The organism is Paenibacillus pinistramenti (assembly GCF_005869875.1).
Lineage (GTDB): Bacteria > Bacillota > Bacilli > Paenibacillales > Paenibacillaceae > Fontibacillus > Fontibacillus pinistramenti.
In genome coordinates this window covers 280,843-293,622 of the sequence record NZ_VAWG01000001.1, presented here as the reverse complement: position 1 = coordinate 293,622, position 12,780 = coordinate 280,843, and the positions used below count along the sequence as shown (strand labels likewise).

Genomic DNA, 12,780 nt, shown 5'->3' with positions numbered 1-12,780 from the left:
GTGGATAAACTAGAACAGATCTCAAATACTTTTTCCTTTGACAATTGACAGACCGAAAGTTACCATAACTAGGGTAGAAAGAGAAAAATACGAAACAACTGCACAGTTGAAGGGGTCTGAGTGCATGATGATACAAGGTATTGGCGCTGCTGCAGGCGTAGCCATCGGCAGGGCTTTTGTGCTGCCTGCATGGGAGATGGACGTTCAAGACCGGCAATTGGAGACCATTGACCTCGGTAAAGAGTTCGACCGTTTGCATGAAGGCATCATTACCTCCAAACAGGAAATTGAAGAGATCCGTAACGAAATTCAAGTGATGGTGGGCAAGGAAGAATCGACGATCTTCGACGCGCATATTGCTATTCTGGAAGATCCGGTTTTTATGAGCGAGGTCCGCGGCATTATCGAACGGCAGTACAAAGCGGCTGAAGTGGCGGTCAAAGAAGCCATCGACCATTTTGTGGCTATGTTTGATCTGCTGGATGACGAATATATGAAAGAACGCGCACTGGACATCAAAGACGTAGGCAACCGCCTGCTGAAGCATTTGCTAGGCACACCTGAAGTAACGCTGCCTAAAAACAACGAACCTTACATATTAGTTGCCCATGAACTTTCCCCATCGCAGCTGGTCCATCTGAACCCCAGCAACGTGCTTGGTATGGTCACGATGGTCGGCGGCAAATCGTCCCATTCGGCGATTATGGCGAGAGCGCTGGGCATTCCGCTTGTATCCGGATTTGAGAATAAGCTTGACCCTATGATTCAAACCGGGGACATGCTTGTGCTCAATGGAAGCAGCGGCTGTCTTTATGTCAATCCCAGCTCCGAAGTGATCGAGCAGCATACGATTGTGGCCGAGAAGCTTAGACGCCGCAAGGAGCAGCTCCAGCTGCTTGCCGCTGAAGATGCGGTTACGCTGGACGGAGTTCATTATCATCTGGCGGCGAATATCAGCTCGTACAAAGAGTTTGAGCTTGCAGTCAAGCACGGCGCTGAGGGCGTAGGGCTGTTTCGGACGGAGTTTCTATATATGGACCGCCAGGAGCTGCCAACCGAAGAGGAGCAGTTCGAGATTTACCGGAAGGTGGCGGAGCATGCAGGCAAGCACCCGGTCGTCATCCGGACCCTGGACATCGGCGGCGACAAGCAGCTGGAATATTTTCCGCTTCCGGAGGAAGACAACCCGTTTCTGGGTTACCGTGCAATCCGGATCAGCCTGGACCGGCACGATCTGTTCAAAACACAGCTGACAGCCATTTTAAGAGCCAGCACACATGGCAGTGTCAAAATTATGTATCCGATGATTACTTCCGCCGAGGAGATCCGGAGCGCCAACCTGATTCTGCAGGAAGCAATGGCTGATCTGGATAACCGAGGCATTCCTTATGACCGGGAAATTCCGGTCGGCATTATGATTGAAGTGCCGGCTGCGGCAGCTTCGGCTGATCTGCTGGCGGCTGAATGCGATTTTTTCAGTATAGGCACTAACGATCTGGTTCAATATGTACTGGCTGTAGACCGGATGAATGAAAAAATCGCCCATCTCTACCGGCCTTACCATCCGGCAGTTCTGCGCATGCTGAAGATGACGGTTGAAGCGGCCCGTCTTCATAACATTCAGGTCAGCGTCTGCGGAGAAATGGCAGGGGATGAACGCTCTATTCCGCTTTGGGCCTATTTGGGCGTGCATCATTTAAGCATGTCGCCTCAGTCGCTGCTGCGCATCAAACATTCCATTCTTAACCTGGCAGCTGCCGAGGAAGCCGGCATTGGAAGGGATTGTTTTGCCTGCCGGACCGCGGGCGAGATCGAAGATTTACTCTCATCACGAGCGCAGCTGGAGAGCTGAAATTTCTTGAAACAAACCAAAGGCTTGCCTTCCTTCAGGATGGCAGGCCTTTCTCTATTACGGCGAACGCTCCGCGAAAGCCTTATGTACTTTTTACCTATTCCCGCACCGGCCGGCAAGGCACAGAACACTCCCCGCATACCCACCAGGCTTGGTTCCAGGCTCAAAGTCTCCATTATCCCGATATCAGATGCAAAAATCCGAATTCCAGATTATCTCAAAACTGAATCGTCTTGTATAAATTGTCTATTGACGAAAACCGTTTTCAATTATTTAATTGAATCAAAAACACAAGCTTAGACACAACAAAGGATGAGGTGGGTACGGTGGACACCCCTTGCAATTGCGGACAAATCAAAAGTTTGGGATTCAGAACCGTTATTTACGGCAATCAGATAAAAATTAAACATGTACCGGTATGGGAATGCGAGCAATGCGGGCTCTATGAGGTGTTTCCCAAGATCAAGCAGGATCTGCGCAAGCTGCTCGTTCAATTGAAGGACGAGGGCCGCGTTAGCGTGTACTTTGACGAATATAATGAATTAACGGATGTTATGTACGAAGTCTACCAGGAGTCCATATATAAAGAGGCGGACGCCGACACTTATCTGCTGGAGGTATCCGAGCGCTGCAAGGAGCGGATTAATTTGCTTCTGGATGTTTACGGATATGCAAAACAGCAGAAAGACAAGCAATGGATGGACCAGTTGATGTCGCGTCTGTCACAGCTGACATTTACGCCGGCGGAAGCTACATAGAGGGTTACTTTCGGCTTGGAGACGAGTTCATTCTGTATAGTTCTACAAAAGTTTTTTATGTTTTTGAAAAATTTTCATGAAAATTGGCTTTTTTCTTTTCTTTTTGTTAAAATATCAGAAAGTTCGCTCGTTTATTGATTTTTACCCTATTATTCGGAAAGGGGTTTAAACCTATGTCTGCATGGACTAATATCACTTCTACCGAACAGCTTCAGAATCTCTTAAACCGCTCTTCCGAGCAGCCGCTATTGCTGTTTAAGCATAGTACCCGCTGCCCGATCAGTGCACGTGCGAATCAGGAAGTCTCGAAATATTTGAATGACCAGCCGAATGAACAGGTTACGTACGGTTTAATTCTTGTTATTGAGGATCGTCCAGTTTCTCTGCATGCTGCGGAATTGCTGCAGGTGAAGCACGAATCGCCGCAGGCCATATTGGTTAAGAACGGAAAAGCGGTATGGAATACATCACATTCCGGTATTACCGCCAATGTGCTGAAGGAAATTCTCCAAAAGTGAAGCGTTATCATTGCGGATTGGTGTTTTTTGTCGTATCATAAAACCAACTTAAACTCCTTAATGAACATAAGAGCGAATTGAAAATTTATTGGCAATGGAGAGAAGAATGTGACGGTTACCATTTATGATGTGGCACGCGAAGCAGGAGTCTCGATGGCCACGGTTTCCCGGGTAGTCAACAATAACCCGAATGTGAAACCGCAGACTCGGAAGAAAGTATATGAAGCAATTGAACGCTTGGGTTACCGTCCGAATGCGGTTGCACGTGGTCTGGCAAGCAAGAAGACGACTACGGTAGGTGTTGTTATCCCGGATATTTCGAATTCGATCTTTGCGGAAATTGCCCGCGGGATTGAGGATATCGCCAACATGTACCATTACAACATTATTTTGTGTAATGCTGATAAGAGGAAAGAGAAGGAAATCCGTGTTATTAATACCCTGCTTGAGAAGCAGGTGGACGGGCTGCTCTTTATGGGCGGCACAGTAACGGAAGAACACCTTCAAGCCTTTCAGACGTCAGCTGTTCCGATCGTCCTTTGTGCGACAAGCGATGAGAACGGTCTTATTCCTTCGGTTGACATTGATCATGAAGCGGCAGCATTTGATGCGGTGAGCACGCTGGTCCGGCATGGACACCGTGAAATTGCGATGATCAGCGGAACGCTGCAGGATCCTGCTAACGGCTTCGCACGTTTCCAAGGCTATAAGAGAGCGCTTGAGAAGGCGGGAATCCAGTATCAGGAGGACCTCGTCCGAATCGGCAATTACCGCTATGAATCCGGCGTTGAGGCGATGAAATATTTCATCGGTTTGAAGAAGCGCCCGACGGCCATTTTTGCAGCAACGGATGAGATGGCAATTGGTGCGATTCACAGTATTCAAGATGAAGGCCTTAGAGTTCCGGATGATTTCTCGATCATAAGTGTAGATAATACCCGGATGGCTTCCATGGTACGTCCGCAGCTGACAACCGTAGCGCAGCCGATGTATGATCTTGGGGCTGTTGCCATGCGTTTGCTTACTAAGCTGATGAAGAAAGAAAACGTTGAGCACAGCCGGGTTATTTTGCCGCACGAAACGATTTTGCGATTGTCAGTCAGCCATTTGTAAATATTTCCATAGTTCTATTTGAAGAAAGCTCCTGTGACAGGAGCTTTTTTTAAATGTGAGCAGCAAGCATAAAGTGGCAACGATGATTCGAAAGGGGGAAGCAGCTTGTCTTATATAGGAATATTGGGAGCGATGAAGGAAGAGCTCGACCTGCTGCTTCAGCAGATGGAAGATCCGCGAACCGATAGGCACGGAGGCATTGCTTTTGTAACGGGTAAACTGCGCGGGCGTTCGGTTGTTGTAAGCATGTCGGGAGTGGGAAAGGTAAATGCGGCTGTAACGACTCAGCTGATGATTGACCGGTATCAGGTCACCTCCGTCCTGTTCACAGGTGTGGCAGGAGCGGTAGATCCGAATCTGCAGATCGGAGATATCGTCATCTCTTCTTCCTGTCAGCAGCACGATATGGATGTGAGAGCTTTGGGCTATGAGCGCGGGGTAATTCCCTATCAGGAGGTTTCAGACTTTCCGGCGAATCCGGCGCTTATCAAGCTTGCCAAGCAGGCCTGCGAGACAGTGTGCAAAGATCACCGGTATATGATTGGCAGAGTTCTCTCAGGAGATCGGTTCATTGCAGACCGGTCTGCTGTTAAGGATTTGTATGAATCTTTGCAGGGGGCCTGTGTCGAGATGGAGGGGGCGGCTGTAGCCCAAGTGTGCTATATGAACCAAGTACCGTATGTGGTGCTGCGTTCAATGAGTGATAAAGCGGACGGCTCCGCGCATGTCAATTTTGCAGAGTTTACGGTTCAGGCGGCCAATCGGTCTTCGGCTATTTTAAACGAGATGCTTGGACAAATTTTGTGATTTAAGTATAGTCAAATCTCTCTAAGCAAGTTATAATACAAGAACAAACTGTTTACCCATAATTATCCAAGGTGAAGAACACCCTCCGAAACAGGCATCAAGTCAGCTGCCCGGGGTGTTCTTTTTTTTGTGGCTGGAGAATGAGAATGGTTTGTAGAATGGTAGTTTTAAGTACATAGAACGGAACGAAACGAAACGAAACGGAACCGAACGAAACAGAACGGAAAGTAAGAAGAAGCTTCGCAGTTATTAATCAGAACCAGGAGGAACGGGAATGAAGAAAGCAATTTTAACAACAGTGGCTGCTGCCACACTACTTTCAGGGGGTTATACTGCCCATTTGCCTAAAGCGGATGCGGGTGCCGGTGTAAGTTATTCTTCTAAAAATCTTTCAGCCGCCGTAACAAACGCCGCTTCGGCTGCAAATGTAAAGTTTAAGGATGTTCCTGCTTCGCATTGGGCCTACGCGGCAATTATGTCTGCTGTAAGCTCGGGCTATTTGAAAGGTTACGCTGATGGAACTTTCAAACCCGCTGCTCAAATCACCAAAGCTGAAATGGCAGCCATTCTGGGCCGTTTGTCCGATCAGCCTGTTGTTGATCCGGATAACAAAGCTTACTTTAGCGACATTCCGGCTTGGGCCAAGGAAGGCGTAGAAGCAGCCGTGCAAAAAGGCTTTATTGACCCTTCCAAATACAACGGGAAACTGAGAGCGAACGAACCCTTGACCCGCGGGGAGCTGGCCGTTTGGCTGGCCCAAGGCCTTGGGGCTATGAATCCTGATTACAAAACGGCACTATCTGATGTTACAAATACAGTTGTTCCGGCCAAAGAATACTTCACCGGAAAACTCCCCGCCGCCCAAAAAAATAGCGTAGCCGTTGCAATGGGCACAGGCTTGATGAGCGTTGCAGATGATAAGACGTTTGGACTGGACCGCACAACAACGCGTGCAGAGGCAGCGACCTTAATTGCCCGTTACCTGCAAGTCGCGAAGAAACAGCCGTCTGAGTTTCAGGGGCTGGAGGAGCTGAGGGCGGTGGGATTGACGGGGACGAATATTAAGGTGATTGCTCCGTCTTATACAAAAATGAGTGAACGAGGAATCTCTCAATCTGGATGGGATCCTAAAAGAGTAACAGATGACTTTTCGCTAATTAGAAATCAAGATTTGGTTACTAAAACTGGTTATGCTTCTGTAGAGGTGAATAACTGGATTATTGTTAATCCATATGTTCAAGGATCTTCGCGTAGTATATATTATCCGGTTTTCTTGGATGAAGGTGATAAACTTTTGCACGGATCTTATTACTCATTTGTAGATGTTAGTCTTAGTATGAATAAACCTATTGGTATGACTGCTGCTGGAAATCTTATCAACTCACCTACTTTTGATTTTTCGAGCTCACCAAGATCAAAGGCATTCCAAGATTATGCTGCACCTACTATGTATACACAGTTAAAAGGATTTCCTGAAACATTTTCTACGCTAACTCCTCGTTATTGGGCTGAGGGTATGCTTCATTTCGATGATGATTTAGACCCAGTTGTTTACATAAGAACAAAATCTGGTTTGATTTTTTACATAGTAAATTATTAATTTGGCAAGGGTGAGTAATATTGCAAAGAATACGTAAAAAATTTCGGCGATTATGTTTGCTTTTCTTATCTTTGTGCTTAACCTTATCTGTACTTCCAACAGCATTTTCTGAAGGTGGGCCTGGAGGTGAGAAACCTGATCAAGCAGCACCTTATCTAGTACCTGGTACTCCAGCTAAAAGTCAGACATATGTTATACCAATTGAAGCCAGCCAAATCTCGCATGTAGGGGCATACATTTGGCAGGATGATGCTCTTAAATGGCAAGTCGATGGAACATGCAATGGTAATACAGAACTCAATAGAGACACAGCAACGAACTTGCCAGTTGAAAGTGACGTCAATTTATGTCTTGATTTAAGCAATTCTTATTACCAACCTCAACTTAATGAATACAAAGATCTTTCTAAAAATACTATTTCTACGGATTTATTTGTACTTTCCTCTTTAAGACCGTTTTATATTACAGATGCAAAATATTATAAACCTGGTTCTCCTATTTTAACTGTTCCTGATAACGTTTTTTATGATTACACTAAAACCAGATTATACTTAAAAATAGGTGGCGATAATATCAACTGGACAACATATAGTAGAAATTCCGGTGATAAATACAGCGCCTCCTACCTCACAGACGCAGACGTTTACTGGCGGGGCCGAGCCGAAACAACCAAAGAAATTACCCTATCCTCCGGCGGCACCATCGCCAAAGGTTCTACGAAGCAGCTAGATGCCACGGTCAAAACAAAAAACGGTGACGGAGACTTCGGTGCCGACTATAACGTTAATACTGGCTCTGGCGGAACCATAGAGTGGGACTCTTCTAACGACTCGGTAGCATCAGTCAGCCAATCTGGACTTATTACGGGAAAAAGTACGGGTACAACAACGATTACTGTAACCTGGCATAAAGAACCCTTTACTTTGACCACGACTACCACCCTTACTGTCACGGACGGCGGGGACGAAGATGACGGGGGGGATCAACCGAGCGGGAGCGGGCAGTGCACCCCTGCCATTAACCCTCCAAGCACTGCATCAACGTTAAGTGCAAGTGATCTGGACCCCAATGCCGCAGGCGTCATTAAAGCCGATACCAGAGGCACTGAGCCGTTTGATGTTCTTAAAGGAATTCCAACCTCGGAGTCGCTTTATACAAATGCTTTTGCTGATAACTATCTCTTTAAACAAGCTTTTGCCAAAATGTCCGGTACTATAACTTATAGCTGTCAAGTGGATGTTACATACGTTAGAAAGTGGACGATCCCTGGGCCTGATATTTGTAACGAAGGGGTTTGTGTTGCGGGCCAGCCAGAAGAAACCGGAGATAGTCAATCCAAGTCTTACACGTTTAGCTTTACTCGAAATTATTCTTATTGGCAGATCAACAACCTGGAAGTCTATAGCATCAACCGGGCAACGATGAGTAATTACGCCCTGCCAGGTGGAGTAGTCACTATGAACCCTTCGGGATATTCGCCTCCGACGGTTCAGTCCAATCACAGCGAATCAGTGAACAGTCATGTAACGGCGGGACAAACAGCATCCATATCGTACTCACCTCCCGTATTAACCGGCGGGTTAAACTCACCCCCAACTGTTCCGAATGATACGGCTGCATTAAAAGGGATGGCTGAATCAAACACGACGGAGGCCAAAGTAAAAAATGATTTGGTTAAATTCAACAGCCAAACCATCATGGATAACACGCTGACTACCAAGGATGGGCCTGCACCATCCAATCTTCCAAATCCATCAACGATCGGGAAAGACGTGCTCTACAAGCCTGACAATGTCATCAGCAGCTCCTTGCTGAATAAGGCCAACACGGCCAGCTCAGGAACCATTTATTACGATCTCCTGCCGGGGAATGTGAATGGAGGGGCAGATAAAAATTTTGCTATATCGGGAATAAACAATGTTACGGTTCATACTCCAGTGGTCATGTACCCTGGGATCACGGACGACAAGGCACACAACCAGCGCATTACGCCAAATGCTTCGAGAGCGGCGCTTATATTGGACAGGCCCTTCACGGTTATATTGCCGACCAGCGGGCAGCATCAGAGCTATCCGGGATACGGGGACCGGGATTATGCCAAGTACACGGCCTATAAGCAGGTGCAGTTTCCGTTTGACGTTTGGAATGCCGCTAAGACCCAGTACATTCAGGCAAATACCTGGATCGATATTCCGGTAGCGATGGAAGAGGTCACGTTCCAAATGCCAACCTGGGTAGATGAGGGCAACTATACGGTTCTGTTTCGCTCAATCTCGGAAAATGCTCCAGCAAGCTTCAACGTGCAGACTGCCGCAAATCTCAATTTGGCAAATCACGCAGCGATGAACACTCTTAATGTGGAGGTCATCGGCCGGTTATATGATTTTCGAGTGACAGACGTTACGGATTATAATTGGGAAAAAGTGTTCCGCACCGAGATCGGCAAGCTGATGACCTCCAGTGCCGCCTATTGGGTGGGGATGCGAAGCATAGACGGAGATTTGCGCGGGAATTCGGCTCCCTACAAGCTGCCGATCCATCCGGGTAGTCATCCGGACTCTGCTTACCGGAACATTGCGGTCAAGACCGGCTACACCTTCAGGTTTGACCTCAGAACGAAAGGGAATATGTTTACCGAACAGGATAGTATCCGGATTACACCTTCCTTTGATTTTGTCAGTACGGACGGCAGCACCCGTTATCCGGTAGACCTTTACTACCACAGCGGAGAACAGCGGTTTATCCGGATTGGATCGGAAGAGGACACGGTAGAACGGGGCGTCATTTTGAATGAACCGATGCGTAATATACCGGAGGCAGAATTGGTGGACACGGCTTTATACCGCTATGATCATAATTATACGTTTAATCAGCTTGCCGGCATGAGCCGTGAAGCCTTTGTTACTCGCTATATCCAAGTGTTTGCTAAACGCTCCGCGTATGAAGGGACTTACCATGGACTGGAGCTGACCAGCGATTTGAGAACGTATGTAGGGCCCAAGAGCGGAATTCCTTCCTCGGTGAATCCGCAGCGGGCTTTAGCCGCCGTCCAGAAATGGTATGGCGAATACAGCCTGCCGGCAGGCGTATATGTAGTGAAGCAGGGGACGGACCTGGCGGAGTACGGAAGGACGAACGGCGGGCTGTCCGAGGATTCAGAGCTCTTTTTGAAAAATGGCTACATCATCGTCAATTTCGATATTCAGAGCGTGGCTGGAGGACAGCCGAGGCTGAAGTATCTGCAGTCCCCGCTGATGAACCAGTGGCGGATGGAAGGGTACGAGCAGCAGGCTTCAGATGCGGAGGGACATCTGTTTAAGCTTAAAGATGGAGATATCGTGTTCTATGAGGCTGGCCTGTCCAGCCGCGATGATTTCCGCCCGGCCGTGACCCATTAGGGCAGAAAATACAATAACGAATAGACGGCCCTGACAAGGAGAAATCCCTGCAGGGCCGTTTCTTAAATTCAATACATAAACCGCTGATGAAAACGGATATGGTCAAACTGCTCCTTCGAAGACAACGGAACGTCTCTGCCAACCCGGACCATAAGGCAGTTGGCCGGGTGGGAGCAAATTTCCGGATCGTCGGTTGCATACCAGACCATGTCCACGGTCTGCATCAGCTTCTCCATCATGCGCCGGTAGTCCCAGACGGAGAGCCCGCTGTTTTTCAAATCCCAGTGCCAGTAATACTCGGTTGTGAACACAATATAGGATTCAAGCTGTTCCTGCTCGCAAGCGGTGTTCAGCATGGCTGAACCTAGTCCAAAGCCGCGGAAGCTGTCGGCAACCTCGATCGCTCCAAGCTCCAGCAGGTCTTCCATCCGGCCCTCTGACCAGCGTTCAAGCTCATCCGGATAATGAAAGGTGACGTACCCGATAATGGTCTGTTCGAGCCTTGCGATAATGATCCGGCCTTCTGGCAGCCCGGCAATTTCAATTAAAGCTTCCAACTGTTCGGATGGGGGCCTGAAGGCGTCCAGATCGGGATGCATCTCATATCTGCCCAGCTCTTCTGCGGAGACGGGACCTTCAACAACGGCACTGCCGCTTCCCGCTGGACCTTCCTTTGAAGAGCCGAGCGCATGGCAATGGCTGAGATGAATTTTGTAATGAAACATGATCATCCTCCCCCTTCCTTTGACTCACTTATAACAGAAAATCGAATTTTTGAAAAGTTATAGCGCTTACAAGAGTGGTATGCTATAATGCGGTTGACATAAAAAGTTCACAATTTTGTTTAAATGTTCCTTTATCCTCGCATTGCTTTTAACCCTCGTTGCAGTTCGTATTCTCGTATAGATTTATTTCTTATCCAGCATTGTTGTATCCGCTTTCAATATAGATGTTTGTCTGATGCAGCCAACATTTGAGGAGGATGAAACCATGAATGCTATGCAGCGAGAATGGATTCCGGCAACGGAATCAGACACGAATTTGGGAGATTATGAGACAGCACGCAAGGCGTTTAGCTGGGAAGAGGTTGAGCAGCAGTTTTCCTGGCATAAGACCGGCTTCATTAACATGGTTTATGAGGCGATCGACCGGCATGTTGCAGAAGGGCGGGGCGAGAAGACAGCCTTGATTTACTGCGATGCTAATCGCGAGGAGACCTATACGTTCTCTGATTTGAAGTCGTGGTCAGCCCGGTTTGCCAATGTGCTGCGCAAGCACGGGACAGCCAAAGGTGATCGCGTATTCGTATTTATGCCCCGGTCTCCGGAGCTTTATATTAGCATTTTGGGAGCAATCAGGGCAGGTGCAGTTGTGGGCCCGCTCTTTGAGGCTTTTATGGAAACAGCGGTCAAAGACCGTCTGGCCGACAGCGGCGCTTCGGTCCTTGTTACCACTTCAGCTTTGCTGCAGCGGGTTAATCGAGAAGAGCTGCCGGAGCTGCGGACCATTTTTGTCGTTGGAGATACACCGGAAGAAGCGGAAGCCAAGGGTGTCTTTCATTTTGAGCAGGAAGTGATTTCGGCCTCTACCGATTCAGCTACCGAATGGGTTGATCTCGAAGACGGAATGATCTTGCACTATACATCAGGATCAACAGGCAAACCAAAAGGCGTATTCCATGTTCACAACGCCATGATCCAGCACTACTACACTGGCAAAATGGTTCTGGATCTGCGCGAGGACGATATTTACTGGTGTACGGCGGATCCGGGTTGGGTAACGGGAACCTCCTACGGCATCTTTGCTCCTTGGCTGAACGGGGCTTGCAATCTGGTGCTGGGGGGACGTTTTGATCCGGCGGCCTGGTACGCAGCCATCGAGAAGTATAAAGTGACGGTCTGGTACAGCGCGCCGACTGCATTTCGTATGCTGATGGGAGCAGGGGAGGAATTGACAGGCAAATATGACTTATCCAGCCTGCGGCATGTACTGTCTGTGGGGGAACCGCTGAATCCTGAGGTCGTTCGCTGGGGCGCTGCCGTATACAAGAAGCGGATTCATGACACTTGGTGGATGACCGAAACCGGAGCCCAGCTCATTTGCAACTATCCGTCCATGGCGATTAAGCCGGGTTCCATGGGGAAACCGCTGCCGGGTATCGATGCTGCCATTATTGACGATCAAGGAAATGTGCTTCCTCCGAATCGAATGGGCAATTTGGCAATCCGTACACCGTGGCCTTCCATGATGAGAACGATCTGGAACAATGAAGTCAAATACGAAGAGTATATGCGCATTCCAGGCTGGTATGTGTCAGGAGACTCCGCTTACCAGGATGAAGACGGCTATTTCTGGTTCCAGGGAAGAATTGATGATGTGATCAACTCCTCCGGTGAACGGATCGGTCCATTTGAAGTGGAGAGCAAGCTGATCGAACATCCGGCCGTTGCGGAAGCAGGGGTTATCGGGAAACCGGACGCCGTACGCGGCGAAATCATCAAAGCCTTTGTTGCCCTGCGTACCGGCTACGAGCCGACAGAGGAATTAAAGGCGGAAATCTCCAGGTTTGTGAAGGAAGGGCTGTCGGCGCATGCGGCTCCGCGTGAAATCGAATTTAAGGATAAGCTGCCCAAAACCCGTTCAGGAAAAATCATGCGGCGCGTGCTCAAGGCCTGGGAGCTTCATCTGCCGGCCGGAGATCTTTCAACAATTGAAGATTAGCAAAAACATAAAA

General features: G+C 48.3%; 9 protein-coding genes and 1 pseudogene. 9 read left to right on the top strand and 1 reads right to left on the bottom strand.

The features are described from left to right. Positions 1-127 precede the first annotated feature (127 nt). The 8 genes and pseudogenes from ptsP (at position 128) to FCN15_RS01325 (ending at position 10,046) form a co-directional block, all read left to right on the top strand. On the top strand, positions 128-1,852 hold the full coding sequence (gene ptsP / locus FCN15_RS01355) for a phosphoenolpyruvate--protein phosphotransferase (protein WP_138493418.1): 1,725 nt from the start codon (positions 128-130) through the stop codon (positions 1,850-1,852). Between the two features lie 317 nt (positions 1,853-2,169). After that, positions 2,170-2,292, top strand: a pseudogene (locus tag FCN15_RS19680) (YgiT-type zinc finger protein); the annotation flags it as partial. Between the two features lie 9 nt (positions 2,293-2,301). Beyond that, on the top strand, positions 2,302-2,610 hold the full coding sequence (locus FCN15_RS01350; protein ID WP_238996453.1) for a hypothetical protein: 309 nt from the start codon (positions 2,302-2,304) through the stop codon (positions 2,608-2,610). Positions 2,611-2,783: 173 nt separating this feature from the next. Further along, positions 2,784-3,128 carry a bacillithiol system redox-active protein YtxJ gene (ytxJ, locus tag FCN15_RS01345; RefSeq protein WP_138493142.1) on the top strand — a complete coding sequence of 115 codons (345 nt, stop codon included), beginning with the start codon at positions 2,784-2,786 and terminating at the stop codon, positions 3,126-3,128. A gap of 108 nt (positions 3,129-3,236) precedes the next feature. Further along, the gene (gene ccpA / locus FCN15_RS01340; RefSeq protein WP_138493141.1) at positions 3,237-4,241 is read left to right on the top strand and encodes a catabolite control protein A; all 1,005 of its coding nucleotides are present in this window, start codon (positions 3,237-3,239) and stop codon (positions 4,239-4,241) included. 105 nt (positions 4,242-4,346) lie between these two features. Next, a complete protein-coding gene (locus FCN15_RS01335) occupies positions 4,347-5,048 on the top strand; it encodes a 5'-methylthioadenosine/adenosylhomocysteine nucleosidase (RefSeq protein ID WP_138493140.1) in 702 nt (233 codons plus the stop codon). Between the two features lie 274 nt (positions 5,049-5,322). Next, entirely contained in the window at positions 5,323-6,648 is a 1,326-nt protein-coding gene (locus FCN15_RS01330) for an S-layer homology domain-containing protein (protein WP_138493139.1), read from the top strand. 557 nt (positions 6,649-7,205) lie between these two features. Beyond that, entirely contained in the window at positions 7,206-10,046 is a 2,841-nt protein-coding gene (locus tag FCN15_RS01325) for a DUF5704 domain-containing protein (RefSeq protein WP_138493416.1), read from the top strand. A 68-nt stretch (positions 10,047-10,114) separates the two neighbouring features. Here FCN15_RS01325 and FCN15_RS01320 read toward each other — a convergent pair whose 3' ends face one another. After that, on the bottom strand, positions 10,115-10,771 hold the full coding sequence (locus FCN15_RS01320) for a GNAT family N-acetyltransferase (RefSeq protein WP_138493138.1): 657 nt from the start codon (positions 10,769-10,771) through the stop codon (positions 10,115-10,117). Between the two features lie 265 nt (positions 10,772-11,036). On the opposite strand from FCN15_RS01320, the gene acsA reads away from it, so the two are divergent. Continuing rightward, a complete protein-coding gene (gene acsA, locus FCN15_RS01315; protein WP_420819530.1) occupies positions 11,037-12,767 on the top strand; it encodes an acetate--CoA ligase in 1,731 nt (576 codons plus the stop codon). The last annotated feature ends 13 nt before the right edge of the window (positions 12,768-12,780 follow it).